Annotated in this window: 16 protein-coding genes; 11 read left to right on the top strand and 5 right to left on the bottom strand. The window is 32.6% G+C overall.

From position 1 onward, the window contains the following. Positions 1 to 6: 6 nt before the first annotated feature. From C7448_RS05740 to rlmB, 4 genes are all read left to right on the top strand, one after another. Complete coding sequence (locus C7448_RS05740) at positions 7 to 1,512, top strand: SusD/RagB family nutrient-binding outer membrane lipoprotein (RefSeq protein WP_115900420.1); 1,506 nt, start codon at positions 7 to 9, stop codon at positions 1,510 to 1,512. Between the two features lie 121 nt (positions 1,513 to 1,633). Next, on the top strand, positions 1,634 to 4,915 hold the full coding sequence (locus C7448_RS05735) for a SusC/RagA family TonB-linked outer membrane protein (RefSeq protein ID WP_115900419.1): 3,282 nt from the start codon (positions 1,634 to 1,636) through the stop codon (positions 4,913 to 4,915). Between the two features lie 20 nt (positions 4,916 to 4,935). Then, the gene (locus C7448_RS05730; RefSeq protein WP_115900418.1) at positions 4,936 to 6,447 is read left to right on the top strand and encodes a RagB/SusD family nutrient uptake outer membrane protein; all 1,512 of its coding nucleotides are present in this window, start codon (positions 4,936 to 4,938) and stop codon (positions 6,445 to 6,447) included. A gap of 77 nt (positions 6,448 to 6,524) precedes the next feature. Then, the gene (gene rlmB, locus C7448_RS05725; protein ID WP_115900417.1) at positions 6,525 to 7,262 is read left to right on the top strand and encodes a 23S rRNA (guanosine(2251)-2'-O)-methyltransferase RlmB; all 738 of its coding nucleotides are present in this window, start codon (positions 6,525 to 6,527) and stop codon (positions 7,260 to 7,262) included. 31 nt (positions 7,263 to 7,293) lie between these two features. On the opposite strand, the gene C7448_RS05720 is transcribed toward rlmB, so the two are convergent. Beyond that, complete coding sequence (locus C7448_RS05720; RefSeq protein WP_115900416.1) at positions 7,294 to 7,998, bottom strand: rhomboid family intramembrane serine protease; 705 nt, start codon at positions 7,996 to 7,998, stop codon at positions 7,294 to 7,296. 76 nt (positions 7,999 to 8,074) lie between these two features. On the opposite strand from C7448_RS05720, the gene C7448_RS05715 reads away from it, so the two are divergent. From C7448_RS05715 to C7448_RS05705, 3 genes are all read left to right on the top strand, one after another. Then, positions 8,075 to 9,346 (top strand): replication-associated recombination protein A, encoded by a 1,272-nt coding sequence (locus tag C7448_RS05715; protein ID WP_115900415.1) that lies wholly within the window; start codon positions 8,075 to 8,077, stop codon positions 9,344 to 9,346. A 19-nt stretch (positions 9,347 to 9,365) separates the two neighbouring features. Further along, positions 9,366 to 10,247, top strand: coding sequence for a LysR family transcriptional regulator (locus C7448_RS05710; protein ID WP_115900414.1), 882 nt, complete (start codon positions 9,366 to 9,368; stop codon positions 10,245 to 10,247). A 76-nt stretch (positions 10,248 to 10,323) separates the two neighbouring features. Beyond that, a complete protein-coding gene (locus C7448_RS05705) occupies positions 10,324 to 11,247 on the top strand; it encodes a YeiH family protein (protein WP_115900413.1) in 924 nt (307 codons plus the stop codon). Between the two features lie 20 nt (positions 11,248 to 11,267). Here C7448_RS05705 and C7448_RS05700 read toward each other — a convergent pair whose 3' ends face one another. From C7448_RS05700 to radC, 4 genes are read right to left on the bottom strand one after another with little or no spacing between them, the layout of a single operon-like run. Next, positions 11,268 to 11,999: a hypothetical protein gene (locus C7448_RS05700; protein WP_115900412.1), complete on the bottom strand. Its 732-nt coding sequence runs from the start codon at positions 11,997 to 11,999 to the stop codon at positions 11,268 to 11,270. 45 nt (positions 12,000 to 12,044) lie between these two features. Then, positions 12,045 to 12,734, bottom strand: a complete 690-nt coding sequence (locus C7448_RS05695) for a YjjG family noncanonical pyrimidine nucleotidase (RefSeq protein WP_115900411.1) — start codon at positions 12,732 to 12,734, stop codon at positions 12,045 to 12,047. Then, positions 12,727 to 14,034 (bottom strand): polysaccharide deacetylase family protein, encoded by a 1,308-nt coding sequence (locus C7448_RS05690; protein ID WP_115900410.1) that lies wholly within the window; start codon positions 14,032 to 14,034, stop codon positions 12,727 to 12,729. Before C7448_RS05690 ends, C7448_RS05695 begins: the two co-directional genes overlap by 8 nt. 30 nt (positions 14,035 to 14,064) lie before the next feature. Next, complete coding sequence (gene radC / locus C7448_RS05685; protein ID WP_115900409.1) at positions 14,065 to 14,751, bottom strand: RadC family protein; 687 nt, start codon at positions 14,749 to 14,751, stop codon at positions 14,065 to 14,067. A gap of 166 nt (positions 14,752 to 14,917) precedes the next feature. On the opposite strand from radC, the gene trkA reads away from it, so the two are divergent. From trkA to C7448_RS05665, 4 genes are all read left to right on the top strand, one after another. Further along, a complete protein-coding gene (trkA, locus tag C7448_RS05680) occupies positions 14,918 to 16,264 on the top strand; it encodes a Trk system potassium transporter TrkA (RefSeq protein ID WP_115900408.1) in 1,347 nt (448 codons plus the stop codon). Beyond that, positions 16,264 to 17,763, top strand: a complete 1,500-nt coding sequence (locus tag C7448_RS05675; RefSeq protein ID WP_115900407.1) for a TrkH family potassium uptake protein — start codon at positions 16,264 to 16,266, stop codon at positions 17,761 to 17,763. Before trkA ends, C7448_RS05675 begins: the two co-directional genes overlap by 1 nt. 196 nt (positions 17,764 to 17,959) lie before the next feature. Then, a complete protein-coding gene (locus C7448_RS05670; RefSeq protein WP_115900406.1) occupies positions 17,960 to 18,550 on the top strand; it encodes a phage tail protein in 591 nt (196 codons plus the stop codon). A 133-nt stretch (positions 18,551 to 18,683) separates the two neighbouring features. Further along, positions 18,684 to 22,325, top strand: coding sequence for a beta strand repeat-containing protein (locus C7448_RS05665; protein ID WP_115900405.1), 3,642 nt, complete (start codon positions 18,684 to 18,686; stop codon positions 22,323 to 22,325). The last annotated feature ends 13 nt before the right edge of the window (positions 22,326 to 22,338 follow it).

Genomic DNA, 22,338 nt, shown 5'->3' with positions numbered 1-22,338 from the left:
AATAAGATGAAAAAAATAAAATATATATTCGCTTCACTTTTGCTAAGTTCATTTTTAGCATGTGATACAGATTACATTATCGATCCTGATAATCCAGAGGTAGCCCCTTCAACACATTTAGTAACTAGTGCTCAATTCGATTTAGCCTATGAATTAAATGATCAATGGACAGGAGCTAGAGGAACCCTAGGATTTGCTCAATATTGGGCTGAAACATTCTATACTGACGAAAATAGATATGCACTTAGAACATCCCAAATAGATGATCTATGGGAGTGGCCTTATCGTATATTAACTGACTTAAAAAAAGCTATAGAATTAGTAGAAGACCCTCAAACTTCTGACTTAATGGCTACTTATGGCGATAATAATAATCAAGTTCAAGCTTGTAGAATAATGATGGCTTTTACATTCTCTAAATTAGTTGATACTTTTGGTGACGCCCCTTATTGGAGTTATGGACAAAGAGATAATGCTGCTTTTGAAGGATTACGACTAGAAGAAGGAGTAACAAGCCCTGCTTATACTGACATTCAAACTATTTATGAAGATCTTTTAGCAGAATTACTAGACGCTGCCAATAAAATGGACGATTCTAAAACAGTATTTAATAACGGTGATCATTTATATGATGGGAATCCTGATAAATGGATTTCTTTTGCTCATTCAATACGACTTAGATTAGCTGCCCATATTAGTGATGTAAACAATGCTTTAGCTGTGCAAGTTTTTAATGAATCTGATTCAAAAGCTTTTAATTCTAGTGCTGATGAAGCAAATTTCACTTATGGCTTAGACGACATCACTGGAGGTCCTTGGCATCAAGCATTTACCGTAGAAGCAAGAAGAGACTTTGGTCCTGCATTATCTTTTACAGAGTTGCTATATAATCGAGTAGGCCCTTTTACTTCAATTACTGAAGAAGACCCTCGAACAACTCAATATTTTGACACTCGCTTAGGAACTACTGAAGTAGTAGGTTTACCATATGGCTTTGGAAATGCTACAGCTAGAGCTGTGAGTGACGAAGGAATTCCTAGCTCAGATATAATCAAGCAAAACTACAAGCAACCTATACTTACTTATTCTGAGATAGAATTTATTAGATCTGAATTCAATGGATGGAATCAAGCTAATTACGAAAACGGAGTAAAAGCTTCAATGGTGTTCTGGGGTGTATCAAATACTGATGCTGATTCTTATATAGCTAATTTACCTGCAGCTAATCAAGAAACCGTTTTAACCCAAAAATACATAGCTCTCTATATGGACGGTTTAGAAGCATGGACAGAATACAGAAGAACTGGCTATCCTAATACATTAACTGTTCCAGGTGACACTTATGGTTCTGCTACATTTACCACTCTTGTACCTGATTTGAATACAATACCTAATAGAGTTACTTATCCTCAAAAGGAGCAGTTATTGAATAATACCAACTGGAATGCTGCTAGACAGAGTTTATCTGATGGAGATACTATGGTCTCAAAATTATTTTGGGATGTAAATTAACATTTATATAACATCTTTTATTAAAAGTGTCTTGTTAACAAGGCACTTTTTTATGTTAAAAAATTGTTTATTTAAGATATATTTATGATTTTAGCAGCTAATTAATTCAAATAATTACATAATGAGAACAAAGTTTAATGGAATTTTAACGCTATTCCTAGCGTTAATTGTGCAAATATCCTTTGCACAAGAAAGAACGATTTCAGGTACTGTTTCAGATGAATCTGGTCCATTACCGGGGGTTACGATCTTAAAAAAAGGTACTACACAGGGTACTGAAACTGATTTTGATGGAAACTACTCTATTCAAGCTAAGACAGGGGATGTTTTAGTTTTCAGTTTTGTAGGTATGAAAACTACTGAAAAAACTGTTGGGTCTTCTAACCAAATTAGCGTTGTGTTAGAAACAGACAATTTATTAGAAGAAGTAGTTGTCGTAGGTTATGGTACTACTACAAAAAAATCTTATGCTGGTACAGCATCTGTAGTTAAAGCTGAAAACATTGAGGCTAAATCTTTTTCTAACGTATCTCAAGCATTAGCTGGTGAGGTTTCGGGTGTAACAGTAATTAACACTTCAGGGCAACCAGGTTCTATTGGTACTGTACGTATTCGTGGTTATGGTTCTCCTTTAGGTAATCGTAGCCCATTATATGTGGTTGATGGAATCCCTTTTGCTGGGAATTTTGACTTAAACTCGATTAACCCTTCGGATATCAAAAATACTACAATACTAAAAGATGCTACAGCAACAGCTATTTATGGTTCTAGAGGAGCAAATGGAGTTATCCTTATAACTACAAAAAGTGGTAGCAACAACTCTGAAAGAAGTTCTATAGAGGTTGATGTTAAAACAGGTATCAACACACAACTTATACCTAGATATGAGGTTCTAACATCTCCAGAAGAATATATCGGTTATACATGGGAAGGTATTTATAATGAGGGAGCTTTAGATGGTAGCGCTGACCCTGTAGCTTATGCTAATGCAAGGTTATTTACTTCAGTTGGAGCTGGTGACGGTTATAATATGTGGAATGTTGCTGATGCTTCTGCTTTAATAGATCCTGCTACAAAAACTGTTCGCTCTGGTGTTCAACGTCTTTTTACTCCAGAAAAATATGCTGATTTAGCTTTTGGTACTGGAATCAGACAAGAAGCTAACGTACGATTTTCTGGAGGTTCAGAAAAATCTAAGTATTTTGCTTCATTTGGATATCTTGATGACAGTGGCTATTCTTTAAACTCAGACTACAGAAGGTATACTACCAGACTTAATTTAAACTCTGATGTTAAAGATTGGTTAAACATAGGAGTAAATATAGGTTATGCTTATTCTGAAAGCACAAATAATGGTCAGATTGTAGGAGCTGAAAATGTATTCGAATTTGCTGATAAGATGGCTCCTATTTATCCAGTATATGCTAGATACCCTAACACAGGTCAATTAATTCCTGATCCTATTTATGGTGGCAACCAATTTGACTATGGTGCTCCAACAGGAACTACAAATGGTTTTAATAGAGATAGACCTATATCAAACTTATTAAACCCTATAGCTTCTGCTATTTTAGATTTGGATGCGTTTGACACACATGCATTAAATGGTAGTTTTAGTGCTAATTTTAAATTAACTGATAAGTTATCTTTTGAAACTAAATTTGGAGGTCAATACTCTATCGAACAAAGAAACAATATTAGTAACCATGCTTATGGTACTGCTGCTGGAGTTAATGGAAACATTACTGTTAGAAACAGAGTTAGATGGTCTCAAACATTCTTACAACTCTTACGTTATAAAACCTCTTTTGGAGATCATAGTTTAGAAGCTTTGGCTGCTCATGAAACTTTTGAAAGAAGATTTGTACAAGATCAAGCTTTTAAACAAAACATAGTTGTTCCTGGCTTATATAACTTAAATAATTATTTAGAAGCCAGTGCTGCAGCCTCAGGCTATGAAGTTGGCTCGGGAATTGAATCTTATTTTGGACAAGTAAACTATAACTATGCTGGAAAGTATTATTTCACAGGATCGTTGAGAACGGATGGTTCTTCTAGATTTGTAAACGATAAGTGGGGTGTATTTGGCTCAGTTGGTGCTTCATGGGTTGTTAGTGAAGAAGACTTTATGCAAAACAGTTTTATTTCTTACTTAAAAGCAAAAGCTTCTTGGGGTGTAACAGGAGATCAAGACGGTGCTTTAAATACTTCTGGTTTTGATATATTTAATGTTAATTTTATTGGAGGTGGTGCTGCTATTGATTTACGTTTAGCTGGTAATCCTGATTTAACTTGGGAAACAACTAGAATGTTCCAAACTGGTGTTGAATTAAGTTTAGGTAATTATGTTGATGCTAACTTTGACTATTATATAAGAAATACCGACAATTTATTTTTCAATAGAAGACTTGGACCTTCTTCAGGACTTTCTTCTATTTTGGTAAACGATGGAGAAGTTCAATATAACGGGTTTGAGTTTGATGTTACTACACATATCATAAATAAGGAAAACTTTAAATTAGACTTATCTTTAAATGGAGAAATCCTAAGTAACGAAATGAAAACTATGCCATTAGATCCTTCAACTGGTTTACCAAAAATTCTGGATTCAAATTCAAGTGAGGATGGAGGTTACGCTTATGCTCAAGGTCGTTCTATTTTTGACTTTTATATGCAAGAATGGGCTGGTGTAGATCCTGATGATGGTGCGCCATTATGGAATCAATACTATAATGATGCAAATAATAATGATATATTAGATGCTGGTGAAGATGATTTTAGCACTTTAGAAAATGGAGATGACAGTACTACTGGTTCTCTTTATGAGTATAGATTAAGCGCATCGAATGCTAATATTAAAAAAACTACAACCAAGAACTACTCTAATGCTACTCAAGTATTCCTTAATAAATCACTAATTCCTGATGTAAGAGGTGCTTTTAGATTATCAGGAAAATTAAGTGACTTTGATTTTTCTACTCAGTTTACTTACAGTTTAGGTGGATATGCATATGACAACACTTATGCTGAACTTATGTCTGGAAACAATAACTTTCACGTAGATATTAGAAATAGATGGCAAAATCCTGGTGACCAAACTAATGTGCCTCTCTTAGCTAACGATTCTGATGTAGTTGCTAATATTTCTTCAGCATCATCTCGCTTTATAACTAGTACTGATTTTATAGCTTTAAACAATGCTAGAATTGGATATACATTACCTAATAAGTTCTTAGGAGAGTCTGGTATAGATTTATTAAATATTTGGGTATCTGGAGATAACCTTTTTAATGAAACCACTAGAAGAGGTTTTAACCCTGCTGTTACAGAAACAGGAAGCTCTGCACGTAGAATATATGCTCCTGCTACAACATTAACTTTAGGTGTAAGAGTTAAATTTTAAATTTTATTAACATAATAATTATGAAAAAAATAATAAAAATATCATTAGCAATTGTGACTATAGGGTTTTCATATAGCTGTGCTGATGAACTATTAGATAATAGTGGAGTTTCTGGTGATAGTCAACCTACCCAGTACCTTACTAGCGCTCAAGCTGAATTTGGCACAAATACAAATCCAGACATACCTGCAGCTTTTGCTAATGGTATTTACGCACAAATGATTCAAGTTGGTAGTGGTGGTTCTGACTCTCAAACTGATTTTGGACAAAAAGGGCAAGATATTTATGCTGATATTGTATCTGGAGATATGGCTCTAACCGCTTCTGCTTTCCGTTGGTATAACAGAATCTCTCAACTTGATGTTACTCAAAACTTTATCAGAGGTGAAAATAGAATCATTTGGAGATATTATTATAGAATCGTTAGATCAGCTAATACAGTTATTAAGAGTTTAGGTGGTAACGACTTTACTCCTACTATTGATGAAAACAAGTTTGCAATGGGACAAGCTAAAGCAATGAGGGCTTATGCTTACTTTTATTTAACTCAATATTATCAAAGAGAATATAACCCTAGCGAGTTGATTTTGCCTATGCCTATTGAGGCCACTAGTACAAATCTTCCTAAATCTTCTGCCCAAGAAGTTTATGACTTAATGGAAAAAGATCTAACAGAAGCTATTTCTTTATTAGACGGTTTCGATAGAGCTACTAAAAATCAAGTAGATAAGAATATTGCTAGAACTTTATATGCTTATGTTTTAGGAGCTAGAGAGACAGATTACATAAAAATGGCTACCTTAACTCAAGAGGTTATTGATGCTAATAAATTTTTTATTAAGTCTTCAAGTTCTGTTACTGATGGTTTCAACAATGTTAATGATCCTAGTTGGATGTGGGGTATCGACATAGTTCCTGAAAATGGATTAGGTTTAGTTTCTTGGTGGGGACAAGTTGATGCATTTTCCTACAGTTATGGATGGGCCGGTGATTATAAAGCCATTGATATAGGACTTTATAATCAAATCCCTGCTAATGATGCAAGAAAAGCTCAATTTTTTGCGAACTCATCAAGTACTAGATATTTACAACCTTTATTTAAATTTTTCTGGAAATCTGGTGCAGCCATTGGTTCAGGACCTCAAACCGGTCTTAGTGCTGATTATGTTTATATGCGTATTGAAGAAGTTTATTTATTAAACGCTGAAGCAAATGCTCGCTCTGGTAACGAAGGTGCTGCTAGAAATAGTTTAAAAGCTATTATGCAAAATAGAGTTCCAGATGTCACTTATATTGATGCTTTAAGTGGTCAATCATTATTAGATGAAATATACTTACAAACTCGTATTGAACTATGGGGTGAAGGTAAGAGTTATTTAGCAATGAAGCGTTTTAAAGCTACGGTAAATAGAGGTTCTAACCATATTTTCTTAGCTAATGAATCAATTGATTATAATGAGGAGAGAATGACTTTTGAAATTCCTCAAGATGAAATTCAAAACAATCCTTTCCTAAACGATCAAAATCAATAGTTATTTTTGCTTACAATTTAAAACCACCTCTTTTCGAGGTGGTTTTTTTATACCATAAAATCAACTACATTTGCAGCATGGAACAAAACACAAACATTTTTGGTATTAGAGCCATTATTGAAGCTATTGAAAGTGGAGCTTCAATTAATAAAGTATACCTTCAAAAAGGCTTGAGAGGAGAATTGTTTTTTCAATTGGATAAACTTTTAAAGAAAAATAAAATATCAACTAGTGTAGTTCCTACAGAAAAACTAGATCGTTTATCCAAACACAATAACCACCAAGGTGCTGTAGCTAAAATTTCTCCTATTGATTTTCAAGATTTAGAAACTTTAATAGAAGCTACGTTAGAATCAGACGATACTCCCCTATTCTTATTATTAGATCAAGTTTCTGATGTTAGAAATTTTGGGGCTATTATTAGAACTGCGGAATGTACTGGTGTAAACGGAATTATCATTCAAAAAAGTGGTAGTGCTCCTGTAAATGCTGAAACCATTAAAACTTCAGCTGGTGCTGCTTTTAAAATCCCAATTTGTAAAGTAGATCATATAAAAGATGCTATCTTTCAACTAAAAGCGGTAGACATTAAGCTAGCTGCTGCAACTGAAAAAACTGAATCTTCAGTTTTTGATGTTGATTTTAATCAACCTATTGCTATTATTATGGGTTCTGAACACAAAGGTGTAAGTAACTCTGTATTAAAAATGGCTGACTATAAGGCTAAACTACCGTTGCTAGGTGAGATAGAATCTCTAAACGTATCTGTTGCTTGTGGTGCCTTTTTGTATGAAGTTGTAAGACAACGTTTATAATATTAAAAATCCTGCTTTCAGCAGGATTTTTTTATTCTTCTTCTTTATAAAAATATTTGTATTTAATTTCTTCTAACTCAACTTCCTCCTCAATTACTGGTGGAGCATAATTTCCTGCTTCATCGAACATGGAATCAAATTCTGTTTTAGTAAATTCAAATTTTTCTTTTACGATTCCTCTTTTTCTGTATAACAGTGCTAAAACGACCCCAGTTATTAGTCCTGATAAATGTCCTTCCCATGACATCCCTTCTTTGATTGGTAATACATACCAAACCATGCTTCCGTATAAAAATATAGTAACAAAAGAAACAGCTACTAATCTGTAGTTTTTCTTTATAATTCCACTAAAAAGAACAAAACTGAAAAGTAGATACACAATTCCACTCGCTCCAATATGGTACGATTCTCTTGCAATTAGCCAAGTTAATAATCCAGTCATAATCCCTCCAAACAACAAAACTTTAACTGCTACTTCCTTGTAAAAGTAAAAAAGACAAGCTGAGAGCACAAATAAAGGAACTGAATTATTAAAAAGATGTTTAGTATCACTGTGAATAAAAGGCGAGCATATAACCCCCTTTAAACCATCAAAACTTCTCGGAAAAACGCCAAACTTGTTAAAATTCCATCCGAATTTAATTTCTATCCAGTACACAAACCATATTACTATAACAAATAAAAAAGGTATAGTAAAAATCGATGGAGAAAATTTTAGCTGTTGTTCTGTATTCATGACCTTGAAAATAACAAAAATAAATCCAAAGTAGTATTTCTGAAGTTCTGTCATAAATCTTTGCTATTTTTACATTATGAATCAACCTTTGGCAGAAAGAATCCGTCCACAAAATTTAAGTGATTACATTAGTCAACAACATTTAGTAGGCGAAAATGGAATTTTAACCAATCATATAAAACAAGGAATTATTCCATCATTAATTTTATGGGGGCCTCCAGGAATTGGTAAAACTACTTTAGCTAATATTATTGCAAATGAATCTGGGCGTCCTTTTTATACTTTGAGTGCTATTAGCTCCGGAGTAAAAGATGTTCGTGAAGTTATTGAAAAAGCAAAGAAAAGTGGTGGATTGTTCACACAAAAAAACCCAATTTTATTTATTGATGAGATTCATCGTTTTAGTAAATCTCAACAAGATTCTTTATTAGGTGCTGTTGAAAAAGGTTGGGTAACTTTGGTTGGAGCAACTACCGAAAATCCAAGTTTTGAAGTCATACCTGCCCTACTCTCTCGTTGCCAAGTTTATATTTTAAATTCTTTTGACAAAAATGATTTGATTGCTCTACTTCATCGTGCAATGGAAAAAGATGAAATTATTTCTCAAAAAAAAATCAACTTAAAAGAAACCGATGCACTACTTCAAGTTTCTGGTGGTGATGCCAGAAAACTTCTGAATATTTTTGAATTATTAGTCGCTGCTAATGATGAAATTGAGGTTACCAATGAGTTAGTGTTATCTAAGATTCAAAAAAACACGGTTCGTTATGATAAAACTGGTGAGCAACATTACGATATTGTTTCTGCCTTTATAAAATCTATTAGAGGTAGTGACCCTAACGCTGCTGTATATTGGTTAGCTCGTATGATTGAAGGGGGCGAAGATGTAAAGTTTATTGCTCGTAGAATGTTAATTGCTGCTTCCGAAGATATAGGTAATGCGAACCCTACTGCATTAATTTTAGCAAATAATACTTTTCAAGCAGTTTCAGTAATTGGCTATCCAGAATCTAGGATTATTTTAAGTCAATGTGCTGTTTATTTAGCCAATTCTGCTAAAAGTAATGCTTCTTACATGGCTATTGGTGAGGCACAAAACCTTGTTAAAACTACAGGAGACCTGTCAGTTCCTTTACACTTAAGAAATGCTCCTACTAAACTAATGAAAGATTTAGACTACGGAAAGGAATATCAATACTCTCACAATTATGCAGGTAATTTTGTGAGTCAAGAATTTTTACCTGATGAAGTTAAAAACACTAAATTGTACGAACCTGGAAACAATGCTCGTGAAAATCAATTTAGAGAACTGTTAAAGCAACGTTGGAAAGATAAATACAATTATTAGTTAGTATACCATAAAGGCTATGAATTATAAACTAAAAACTTTTATCAAAGTTGCTCAGCATTCAAGTTTCACACTTGCTTCTAAAGAGTTGAATATTTCACAACCTGCTGTTTCTAAAACTATCTCTAAATTAGAAGAAGAATACAATACATCTTTTTTTAACCGATCAAGAAATTCTATTTCATTAACAAATGAAGGAAAAATTTTTCTTGATTACGCTTATAAAATTACTGAGTTGTTTGAAGAGTTAGAGAGCTCTTTTCTTTTAAATGAAGAGAGCACTTCTCTTGAATTTAATTTAGGATTAAGCACTACAATTGCTACGTATGTAATGCCAAAAGTACTTGCTAAAATACAGCAAAACTCCAACAATATAAAATTCAATATAATTAGTGGTAATACTAAAGATATTGAACATAAGATCTTAAACCAAGAATTAGAATTTGGTATTGTAGAAGGAAAATCCTCTAATCAATTATTACGATATTCTAAATTTATTAAAGATGAAATTGTACTGGTAACAAGTACTAACAATACTAATAGTAAAAGTTCTATATCAAAACAAGAACTAAGTAAAATACCTTATATAGGTCGTGAAATTGGTTCGGGTACGCGTGAAATAATTGAAGAAACTTTAAAGAAAAATAACATTACTAAACTAAACAGAGTAATTACATTAAACAATACTGAGGCTATTGAGCAATATTTACACTACTCTAACTCTTATGCTCTCTTATCTATTCATGCTGTAACAGAAAAACTCATTCAAAACAAACTAAAGATTGTTGATATTAAAGGACTTTCTTTTGAGCGTGAGTTTGATTTTGTTTGTAGAACAAATTATCAATCAAAAAAAATGAACTTACTTTATAAATTAATCAAAACCAATTATAACTTTTAGTTATTTGGCATAACCATTTAATTTGCTTTGTAGTTATATTTCAATCGTAGTTTTGTTTCATCAAATTCTTAGAAAAATGAAACAATTCTGTCAAATTAGCTTTTTTATATTCTTCATAACAATAGCCTTAACCGGTTATATTTCTAGTTCTTTTGCCTTAATATCTGGCTTTATTATAACATATATTTTTAGTAATCCTTTTCCTGAAAAAACGAAAAAAGCAACTCAAATACTTTTAAAAATATCTGTTATTGGTTTAGGTTTTGGGATGTCATTAACTGAAACTATACAAACAAGTAAAGAAGGGCTTACTTTAACTACTTTATCAATTATTCTAACCGTTATTCTAGGCCTATTTTTTAGTAAGCTTTTTACAATTGATAAAAAAATTGGGTTTTTGATTACTTCAGGAACTTCTATTTGCGGAGGCAGTGCTATCGCTGCTATTTCACCTGTAATTAAAGCTAGTCATAAAACTATTAGCATTGCTATTGGTGTCGTTTTCTTTCTAAATGCTATTGCCTTATTTATATTTCCTCCTTTAGGTCATATTTTAGGGTTAACTCAAAAGCAATTTGGCATTTGGTGTGCCATAGCTATTCACGATACTAGTTCTGTGGTAGGAGCTGCTTTAGAGTATGGTGATGAAGCTTTGCAAATAGCAACTACCGTAAAACTTGCACGCACTTTATGGGTTATACCTTTGTCTTTTTTTGCTATGTTTCTTTTCAAATCTGATGATAGGAAAATTAAAATCCCTTATTTTATAATAGGTTTCATTATAGCAATGTTACTCAACAGCTATCAAATTGTTCCAGAAAGTTTTTCGATGGACATCGTAGAATTATCTAAAAGACTCTTGGTAGCAACTTTATTTTTAGTAGGAATGAATTTAACCATTAAAGACTTAAAGGAAAGCGGTATTAAGCCTATTATTTTTGCTTCTCTTTTATGGACATTTATAAGTGTTTTTTCACTACTCTTTATTATCATTTTTTAAAGAGTAGTGAAAAACATGTGTTAGAACTTTATTTGGTACTGCTTTGTTACTTTAGTTCCATTTTTATAATATTCTGCAAACCAAGAATCACTATTTTTATATAAAATTCCATTTTTATCTTTGATTACAAAAACGTCTTTTACATTCGTTTTTAATACTTGAAAAACAACTTCAGGCTTTGTATTTACTAACTGAAATCCATTAGTTATTGATTGAGCGTATAATGTATTTTCCTCTTTAACTTCAATAGTTTTATTTTTTACTGTTTCAATCGCTGAAACTACTGGAGCTGTTACTTTCTTTTTTACAACAGCTACTTCTTTTGATGGAATATACGTATACTTTAATCCTTGTACAGACTTAAATGCATTGCGGATAGCTTCGTGATAAGCCTTTTTGTAATCTTTTTCTTTACTTTTACCTACTTGTGAAGTAAACACTACCTTATTATAACAATCTCTTAATTCTACAATACTCTTTGTTGTAAATAAACCTGAATCGTCTTTAACAGTACCTGTTAAAGCTAAACATCTATTATTTACAATATCTTCGGGTAATTTCTCGTCTTCTAAAAGAGCTGTAAAACCGTATTTATTAAATAAGAACTTTGTTAGTGAACTTGTTTGATATTTATCTTTTCCTTTCACAAAATCAAACTTCGTTGGTACAATAACATATTTATAGTTGTTAATTGTTTTTTGTGCAAAACTTGCTGTTGTTATAAATAATGCTATAAAAAGTATTTTTTTCATTTTTAGTTTTTGTTGTGTTTATTAAATATAGTTGTTTTTATAAACTTATAAATATTTTTTCAAATCTATTAATGAAGTTACTTGTTGAACTTCTTTGTTATTTACTTCTTCTGAAAAATGAATTGCTCTCATTCCTGAATTTATTGCCCCTATAATATCTGCTTCATAACTATCTCCTATCATAACAGATTCAACTGCCTTTGCTCCTGCCTTTTCTAACGCAAATTCAAAAACCTTAGGATTTGGTTTCTTAACTCCAACACACTCAGATGTAATTATCTGTTTAAAAAAGCTATGAATTCCCGATTTCTTCAGTTTTAATTTTTGTACTTCTTCAAAGCCATTTGTAATAATGTGTAAATGATATTTACTTTCTAAATACTCTAACACCTCTATCGCATTATCAAACAAATAATTGAAATTTGGTAAGTATCCAATATAGTCTTTAGACATTTGATTTATTGAATCATCAGAAATCTCGTATTCTAGATTATCAAAAGTTTCTTTTAAGCGATAATATCTTAATGCTGTTTTTTCTACCTTATCTTCTCTATATAGCCTCCAATATTTTAAATTTATAGGTATATACACTTCTAAAAAACTATGTATTGGGATGGTTATTTTTTGTTCTTCAAAAATTTGTTGAAAAGTAAGTTTTGAATTTCTATCAAAATCCCATAATGTATGATCTAAATCAAAAAATAAATGTTTTATTTCCATTTCTTCTTTAAACATTTCCTACTATTTTAAGCATTGAATTATACAACCTACTCCACCCTCTCCATCTTAAATAGTTACTCAAGCTTTCATTATGAAATACTGTAATAAAAGTACCATTTACTGCCTTTACTTCATTCTTTAAATCTCTAATTTTTCCTAACGACTGTTTTGGTGTTAACTTCATATAATCATTTAATGTCGTATCCATCAATGCGAACGGAAATATTTTTAAAGGTGTTTGAATTTCAAAATCTAAATCGTAAAAATAAAATGGAGTACAAGTACTTGCTCGAAACCCTACATGTGTTGCATATCCCATTGAGTAATCTTCATCTATCTCTAAATCTATTAACTGTTGATACGTTTCTGGCAAAGATACTCGTAAGTAATGTTGTCTTGAACGTTTAACAGGTATATTAGTTATCGCTTCTAAACGTTCTTTTTCTTTTTTTAACATTACAGAATCATTCATTGTGTAATATGACGGATGTAACCCTACGCGAGCATAATCAACCATATCTTTTATTAATAATTTGAATTTTCTTTTTGAGGCTGACACATTCGTATCAAATGTAGTATAGTCGCCTATTAAAAAGAAAAATATGGTTCTTACATTGTGAGTTTTCTTTAACTCAATAATTTTTTGAAATGTATTAAAAGGATCTTTTTTAAGATTGAAAAATACTGTAAATCGATCCCAAATTGTAAAAACCTTAAATTGAGAAACATCTTTTAAAAATCCTCCAATAGTTCTTATAAAACTCTTATGCTTATATGCATAAGCATTATCAACATCTATTGTAGAAATATATTGATATTCTCTTGTTATATGTTCAAAGTCTGGGAATTTTTGTTTTAAGGTCTCCAAAAACTTATATGCCCAAATATCTACCATAGGTTTTTCTAAAAATCCATTTTGGTGGGCTATACTTTCACTAGCTGTAAATCGTCCATGCTTATCTTTTATATGTGGTAAATATTCTTCATATCTTGAAATTAAGAAAAAGCTAGCAGCAAAAATATCAAACGGAATTTCAGAAGCTTCAACAGTTGGAAAGAAACAGGGAATTTCATCCCAATTTTGAATTATTATTTCTACATCCTTTATACCTTGCTGAAAAAGTAGTTCATTGCTCTGAACGAAAAATTCTTTTCCTAAAGGCACATTTGTGTATGAAAACTTAGGTCCATTGTAAGCCACAAACTCTTCTACTTTACCTGTAAAATCAATTTGAACTTGTAAAATACGAGTAAAAATATGTTTGAAAATATAACGTACTCTAGGAGTAACTTTATGGGTATAAATAAGTATCATAAATAGTAACTAGTAATCGTTGTAAAACGACTATAAAATTCCTTCATCTGCAAAGCTAAAATAAGCTTTTTCAGTAACTATTAGGTGATCTAGCAATTTAATATCTAAAGTAATACCTGCTTGTTTAATTTTCTCTGTTATTTCAATATCTGATTTACTCGGTGATAGTTTTTCTGAAGGATGGTTATGACAAACAATTACACCTATTGCAGAAAGTTCTAACGCCCTTTTGTACAGTAATCGTATATCTACTAAAGTAGCTGTAAAACCTCCTTTACTTAATTGGTGTTTTGCTAACACTTTATTTGAATTATTAAGGTACAACACCCAAAATTCTTCATAATACAAGTCCCCTATAAGTGGTTGCATAATTTTTACTACATCAATAGAGCTGCTTATTTTAGATATGCTTGCTCTTTCCTCAAATTGTTTTCTTTTTCCAAACTCCAAAGCAGTTACTATAGATATTGCTTTTGCCTCTCCTATTCCTTTAAATTTCATCAATTCTTCTACCGATAGTTTTGCTAATGCATTTAAGTCATTATTTACCGTTAACAATATTCTTTTAGCCAAAGCTACAGCACTTTCCTCTCTGTTACCTGAACCTATCAAAATAGCAATCAGCTCTGCATCTGATAATACTGTTTTTCCTTTAGACATTAGTTTTTCCCTTGGCCTATCATCTAATGCCCACGATTTAATAGAAATCTTATTCATGTTTTTTCCTTTTTTCACAGCCTTACATTACAACTCAATATGTTAATCCAGTTATTTAACCATGAATGTTAATTACTTTTTCTTATAGATTTATAAATATAATTCATTTTTTGCACAACCAAAAGAAGCACAGTATCTTTGTCTCTTATCTTTTTTAATTTTTAATATGAAGATTATTATAGCCGGGGCTGGAGACGTAGGTTTTCATTTGGCTAAACTCCTTTCTTACGAAGCACAAGACACATACGTAGTCGATTTTGATGGTGAAAAATTAGAATATCTAAACAATCATTTAGATGTTATTACCAAAAAAGGAGATGCTACCTCTATAAAACTATTGAAAGAAATAGGTATTAACTCTGCAGACTTACTGTTAGCAGTAACTGAAAGTCCTAATACAAACTTTACTATTTCTGTAATAGGTAAAGCATTAGGAGTAAAAAAAACAATTGCTAGAATTAGTAATCCTGAATTTTTAAACAACCCTTGTATCAATTTTAAAGATTACGGAGTAGATTTTATGATTTCTCCAGAAGAATTAGCTGCTGAAGAAATTAAATCTCTACTTAATCAATCTTCTTTTAATGATACGGTAGCCTTTGAAAACGGAGTTTTTAATATCATGGGGACAACACTTGGGTATAAATCTCCTATTCTTGATCTTACAGTTAAAGAAACTAAAGAAAAATATTGCTTAGTAGATTTTATTACTATTGCTATAAAACGTGAAGGAACTTCCCAAACAATTATTCCTCGTGGAGATACTGAGTACAAAATAAACGATCAAGTATATTTCTCTGTACCTAAATATAGTATTGACAAACTATATCCTATCATCGGAAAAGAATATATCGACATTACAAACGTGATGATTTTAGGAGGAAGCCGTGTTGGAAGAAAAACAGCTAGAAAACTTTGTAAAGACAACTTTAAAGTGAAGTTGATTGAAAAAGATAAAGACAAAGCCTTACAACTTGCTGAAGACCTTCGTAATACCTTAGTAATATATGGTGATGGTAGGGATTTAGAATTGTTAGAAGAAGAAAGTATTAGAGAAATGGATGCTTTTGTAGCTGTTACTGGAGATTCTGAAACAAACATCATGTCTTGTTTAGTAGCAAAATCTAAAGGTGTAAAAAAAACAGTTGCTTTAGTAGAAAATATGGATTATATCAATATTTCTCAAACTATTGGTATCGATACTCTAATTAATAAAAAGTTAATTGCTGCAAGTAACATTTTCCGCCATATTAGAAAAGGAGAAATTGTAGCTTTAGCCAATCTGCATAATGTTGATGCTGAGGTTTTTGAGTTTGAAGTACATCCTGGTGCTAAAGTAACCCAAAAAATAATTAGAGAATTACGTTTTCCTAGAGAAGCTATTATTGGTGGGGTAATTAGAAACGGAGAAGCATTAATGTCTTTTGGTGATTTTCAAATGCAAAGCGGTGACAAAGCCATTGTTTTTTGTTTACCCGAAGCTATAAATATTGTAGAAGATTTATTCAAATAATGGAAAGTCTTAATCTTAAATTAGTCTATCGCTTTTTAGGAGTTACAGCCATCCTTAATGGTTTATTTATGTGGCTTACTTTACCCATAAGTTTTTATTACGATGAATCCGCCAAACTTGGAATTCTAAATGCTGGAATCATAACCATAGCTATAGGTTCTTTATTGTTTTTTTTTAATAAGCCTGACAATAAAAACATCCATAAAAAAGAAGGCTACCTTATTGTTACTTTAGGTTGGCTTACCTTATCATTTACAGGAATGCTTCCTTATTTACTTACAGAAAGTATTCCTAATATTACCAATGCTTTTTTTGAAACAATTTCAGGATATTCAACCACAGGGTCATCTATTTTAACTGATATTGAGTCCATGCCAAAAGGGATTTTGTTTTGGCGTAGTTGTACCCACTGGATTGGAGGTATGGGAATTATTGTACTTACTATTGCTATTTTACCTTTATTAGGTATTGGAGGAATGCAGCTTTTTATGGCTGAAGCTCCTGGGCCTTCAGCAGATAAACTACATCCAAGAATTACTGATACAGCAAAACGATTATGGTTAATTTATGTATTATTAACCGCTGTTGAATTTTTACTACTAAAAGTGGCTGGAATGACTTGGTTTGATGCTATTAATCATGCTATGGCAACCGTAAGCACAGGTGGATTTTCTACTAAAAATGCAAGTGTAGCCCACTGGAATGGAACTCCATTGATTCAATATATAATCATTTTCTTCATGTTTATTGCAGGAACCAATTTTGTTCTTACTTATTTTGCTTTAAAAGGAAAAGTTAGAAAAGTGATACAAAGTGAAGAATTTAAATACTATTTCTTCGTAATTATTGGAATATCGACCATTGTTGCTTTAATGATTATCTTTTTCCAAGACCCAAACTTACAAAGTAGTATAGCACATCCTAAAGTATGGGGTGAAGTAGAGAGTGCTATAAGACATTCATTATTCTCTGTAATTTCTGTAGTAACCACAACAGGTTTTGTTACTGCTGATTTTACAATGTGGAGCTTTTTTGTTACTGCTATATTTTTCTCCTTATTTTTCTTAGGAGGATCGGCAGGATCTACAGCAGGAGGTGTAAAAGTTGTTCGTCATATTATCATGTTAAAAAACAGCTTTTTAGAGTTTAAAAAATCGTTACACCCAAATGCAATAATACCTGTTCGTTATGATGGTAAAGCAGTAAAACAAACTATTATATTTAATATACTCTCCTTTTTTGTGTTGTATATGTTAATTTTTATAATAGGTACCGTTGTTTTAGCTCTTTTAGGTTTGGATATAAAGTCTGCTTTAGGAGCATGTGCTTCCTCATTAGGCAATATCGGACCTGCCATAGGTAGCGTTAGCCCTGTGGATAATTTTAATCATTTATCAGCAGGCGCAAAATGGTTTTGTTCTTTTTTAATGTTAATTGGTCGTCTAGAGCTATTTACCGTGTTAATTTTGTTGACTCCTTTCTTCTGGAGAAAAAACTAAGCTTACCCCATTAACAGATATGCCACAAAAGCATACGCTTACATCTTAATAAAATACGTTTAAACAATGGAATAAAAGTTTAGCTTAGTTTGTTTGTAGGTTTGGTATTACATAAACAAAACTTTAGACAAATTAAAAGTATGTTAATTTTTCATTAACTTGTCTACATAATTTTAACTTTAAAAACTAAACTATTATGAGTCTTTCAGATCCTACAATAGGAGAAATTACAATGTTCGGAGGAAATTTCGCCCCTAGAGGCTGGGCTTTTTGTAACGGACAACTACTTGCTATTTCTCAAAATTCAGCTTTATTTTCAATTTTAGGTACCACCTATGGTGGGGACGGAAGAACAACTTTCGCTTTACCAGATTTACGAGGAAGAGTTCCAATTAACTCAGGTGGCGGTAGTGTTGGACCAGGACTTTCTCCTAGACCATTAGGACAAAGGGGTGGTCAACAAACACACACCCTAAATATTACTGAGATGCCTAGCCACAATCACCCTGTACAAACTAGCTCAAGTCACTTAGAGCTTAGTACTGACAATGCTGCTAACGAAACTCCAGCTGCAGGTGATGTACCTGCTGTATCTAATTTTCCTTCTGGAGTATCAGCTCAAAAGGTTAAAAGTTTTGGTCCTCCTACCAATACTGTAAATGGTCAAAACATAACCCCACCTACTATATTGAACAATGGTGGAAACCTAGCTCATAATAATATGCAACCCTATTTAGCAATAAACTTTGTGATTGCTTTAGTAGGAATATTCCCATCAAGAAATTAAATAGAAAATAAGGCAGTCCAAATTTGGACTGCCTTATTTTCTATAAAACATTAATTATAAATGATGTGTGTTTTATATATTAACTGTCCCTCGGTTGTGTGAACAACAATTAAACTTTAATCATATTTTTATTATGAAAAAAATTACTTTTTTATTGATCGGATTCATTCTATGTTTTTCTTCTCAACAATTACGTGCCCAAACAGTTTTTGACTGGGAAACAGCAGTTGATAATGGTCCTAATGTTACCCAAACAGTTAGTGGTATAATTGTTACGGTTACTGCTTCATCAGGAGACATTACTTATGTAGATGGTGCTGGTTATAATGGATCATCAGGTAATATTATTGCTCCTCCTTCTGCAAACGTAGATGCATCAATGACTGTGTCTTTTAACCAAGCTGTAGATATAGCAACTGTATTTGCTCTTGACGCTGACGCCACCACTGGGTCTACATGGACTTTTACACCAACTGGAGGAAGTAATTCTCCTGTGGATGAATTTGTTCCTCATAATGCTGGAGTGACAGTTAATTTAAACTGGACTAATGTCACCTCTTTTATAATCACTACTTCTCAATCTGTTGAATCGTTTGGGTTGGATGATATTACACTTGCTGCTGCATGTACTGCCCCAGATGTACCTACAGTAACAAGTACACCAGCTACTGTATGTACAGGAGGAACAGCTTCGCTAAATATTTCAGGTGCATTAAATGATGCTACTGCATGGCATATTTATACAGGCTCCTGTGGTGGAACACAAATTGGTACAACAACTACAGGGACTTTCGCAATTCCAGGAACAATATCATCTTCAACAACCTATTTTGTGAGAGGAGAAGGAGGATGTGTAACTCCTGGTTCTTGTGGTACTGTTACCATTACACCACAAGCACTAGACGATGCTTCTTTTAATTATGGTGCTGCTAGCTATTGTGCCAATGATGCTGACCCAACACCTACTATCACTGGTACAACAGGAGGAACTTTTTCTTCTACTGCAGGATTGAGCATCAATGCTTCTAATGGAACTATAGATGTATCGGCTTCTACCCCTGGCATATATACTGTAACATATACTACAGCAGGAACATGTCCTAATTCATCTAATGTAAGTGTTACTATTAATGCTGTAGACGATGCTTCTTTTAACTATAGTACTGCTAGCTACTGTGTGAATGACGCTGACCCAACACCTACTATCACAGGTACAACAGGAGGAACTTTTTCTTCTACTGCAGGATTGAGCATCAATGCTTCTAATGGAACTATAGATGTATCGGCTTCTACTCCAAATTCATATATTGTAACTTATACAACTACAGGAACATGTCCTAACTCATCAAATGTAATTGTAACTATCAATGCTTTAGACGATGCTTCTTTTAGTTATAGTGCTGCTAGCTACTGTGTAAGTGATGTTGACCCAACACCTACTATTACAGGTTTAGGTGGAGGAACTTTTTCTTCTACTGCAGGATTAAGTATCAATGCTAGTACAGGAGCAATAGATGTATCGGCTTCTACCCCAAATTCATATATTGTAACTTACACAACTGCAGGAACATGTCCTAATTCATCAAATGTAAGTGTTACTATTAATGCTTCAGACGATGCTTCTTTTAGCTATAGTGCTGCTAGCTACTGTGTAAGTGATACTGACCCAACACCTACTATTACTGGTTTAACTGGAGGAACTTTTTCTTCTACTCTTGGATTAACTATCAATGCTAGTACAGGAGTAATAGATGTATCGGCTTCTAATCCTAACACATATACTGTAACATATACTACAGCGGGAGCGTGTCCTAATTCATCTAATGTAAGTGTTACTATTAATGATATAGACGATACTTCTTTTAGCTATGGTGCTATTAATTACTGTGTGAATGATGCTGATCCAACACCTACTATCACTGGTTTAGCTGGAGGAACTTTTTCTTCTACTCCTTCTGTTGGATTGAGTATCAATACTAGTACAGGGACAATAGATGTATCTGCTTCTACTCCAAATTCATACATTGTAACCTATACCACGTCAGGGACATGCCCTAACTCATCTAACATATTTGTAGCTATCAATGCTCTGGACGATGCTTCTTTTAACTACAATGCTGCATCATATACCTCTACAGATAGTGATCCTACTCCTACTATTACAGGTTTAGGTGGAGGAACTTTTTCTTCTACTGCAGGATTGAGTATTAATGCTTCTACTGGAGCTATAGATGTATCGACATCAATTCCAAACACATATACTGTGACCTATACAACAGCAGGGACATGCCCTAACTCATCTAACGTTAGTGTAACTATCACAGGAACTTATACTTGGACAGGAGCTACAGACAATGATTGGAACACAGCCTCAAACTGGAACTACAATGCAGTTCCTTCAACCAATGCAGATATTGTAATTCCTTCTGGTTTAACAAACTATCCAACGGCTTCTTCAGCAGTTACGTTTAATTCGTTAACTATTAACAATGGTGCATCTTTTATACCGCAAAGTACTGTTACTGGTACGGTAACTTATAAAAGAAGTTTACCAACTACAAACTGGTACTTGGTATCACCTCCTGTTGTAGGAGAAACTATTCAAGATGTTATTGCTAACCATACATTAGCTTCTGGAACTGGTGGTAATTTAGGGTTGGCTCCTTATAGCAATATTACTGGGCCTGCATGGTTATATGCTCAAACTAGTAGTACAGGAACAGTGACTAGTGGAACAGGTGTTTCTATTAAATTAGCTTCCCCTGGAGATGTTTCAATTACTGGAACAATAAACACTTCTAACGTTAGCAAAGGAATCACAACAGGTAGTAGAACAAACTATAACCTTATAGGAAACCCATATACATCTTATATTAACTCTGCTAATTTTGCAGCTGCGAATACAGTTATACTTACTGAGGAAACTATTTGGCTATGGAATGGTTCACAATATATAACTAAGAATGCAATTGAAGACATAGAAATTGCTCCAGGTCAAGGATTCTTTGTAGAAGCTGCAGCAAGTAGCAATGTTATCTTTGCTTTCTCTAACCAAAGTCATCAAAATTCAGATACATTCATGAGGCAAGAACCTATTCCTTCAATTGAATTATCTGTTAATAATAGCGATATTAAGAGATCTACAAAAGTCTTTTATGCTTCAGGAAAAACTACGGGTTACGACAAAAGTTATGATTCAAAAATGTTTGGAGAAGATACTTCTGGTTTAGCTGTTTTTACTGAGTTACTAACTAACAATCAAGGAAAACAATTAGCTATTCAAACGTTACCTGATAATGATTATGAAAATATGGTAGTTCCTGTTGGTTTAAGAGCATTAAATGGTGAAGAGGTAACTTTTTCAATCAATACTAAAAATATACCAGCAAATCTTAAAGTATATTTAGAAGATAGAATAAATAACGTTTTTACTAATTTATCTGAGGAAAATTATACTACTACTCTTAACAAAGATTCAAATAGTATCGGGCAATTCTATTTACATACAAGTTCAGAAAAACCAACATCAATTATTCAACCTTCTATAGATAATATTAGTATTTATAGTTCTTCTAATAATGAAATAACCATTATAGGATTACAAACTAAAGCCAATGTAGCAGTTTACTCAATTTTAGGGAAAGAAATTTTAAACAAAAACATAACCTCTAACGGAGTAAGCAAAATAAGCCTTCCTAATATATCTACTGGTGTATACATTGTAAAGTTAAATTCTGATTTAGGAGAAATTTCTAAAAAAGTAATTTTAAAATAAGTAAGCTATAAAA

It is taken from the genome of Tenacibaculum gallaicum (assembly GCF_003387615.1).
Lineage (GTDB): Bacteria > Bacteroidota > Bacteroidia > Flavobacteriales > Flavobacteriaceae > Polaribacter > Polaribacter gallaicus.
The sequence above is the reverse complement of the archived record's forward strand: the minus strand, read 5'-3'. Positions and strand labels throughout refer to the sequence as shown.

Bases quoted from the DNA above. Each gene is read 5' to 3' on its own strand.
- C7448_RS05670 (WP_115900406.1), top strand. From the start codon at position 17,960: ATGAGTCTTTCAGATCCTACAATAGGAGAAATTACAATGTTCGGAGGA.
- radC (WP_115900409.1), bottom strand. From the start codon at position 14,751: ATGAATAAGATTTCTATTAAATCGTGGGCATTAGATGATAGGCCAAGG.
- C7448_RS05705 (WP_115900413.1), top strand. From the start codon at position 10,324: ATGAAACAATTCTGTCAAATTAGCTTTTTTATATTCTTCATAACAATA.
- rlmB (WP_115900417.1), top strand. From the start codon at position 6,525: ATGGAACAAAACACAAACATTTTTGGTATTAGAGCCATTATTGAAGCT.
- C7448_RS05715 (WP_115900415.1), top strand. From the start codon at position 8,075: ATGAATCAACCTTTGGCAGAAAGAATCCGTCCACAAAATTTAAGTGAT.
- C7448_RS05730 (WP_115900418.1), top strand. From the start codon at position 4,936: ATGAAAAAAATAATAAAAATATCATTAGCAATTGTGACTATAGGGTTT.
- C7448_RS05720 (WP_115900416.1), bottom strand. From the start codon at position 7,998: ATGAATACAGAACAACAGCTAAAATTTTCTCCATCGATTTTTACTATA.
- C7448_RS05735 (WP_115900419.1), top strand. From the start codon at position 1,634: ATGAGAACAAAGTTTAATGGAATTTTAACGCTATTCCTAGCGTTAATT.
- C7448_RS05690 (WP_115900410.1), bottom strand. From the start codon at position 14,034: ATGATACTTATTTATACCCATAAAGTTACTCCTAGAGTACGTTATATT.
- C7448_RS05740 (WP_115900420.1), top strand. From the start codon at position 7: ATGAAAAAAATAAAATATATATTCGCTTCACTTTTGCTAAGTTCATTT.
- C7448_RS05700 (WP_115900412.1), bottom strand. From the start codon at position 11,999: ATGAAAAAAATACTTTTTATAGCATTATTTATAACAACAGCAAGTTTT.
- C7448_RS05710 (WP_115900414.1), top strand. From the start codon at position 9,366: ATGAATTATAAACTAAAAACTTTTATCAAAGTTGCTCAGCATTCAAGT.
- trkA (WP_115900408.1), top strand. From the start codon at position 14,918: ATGAAGATTATTATAGCCGGGGCTGGAGACGTAGGTTTTCATTTGGCT.
- C7448_RS05665 (WP_115900405.1), top strand. From the start codon at position 18,684: ATGAAAAAAATTACTTTTTTATTGATCGGATTCATTCTATGTTTTTCT.
- C7448_RS05695 (WP_115900411.1), bottom strand. From the start codon at position 12,734: ATGTTTAAAGAAGAAATGGAAATAAAACATTTATTTTTTGATTTAGAT.
- C7448_RS05675 (WP_115900407.1), top strand. From the start codon at position 16,264: ATGGAAAGTCTTAATCTTAAATTAGTCTATCGCTTTTTAGGAGTTACA.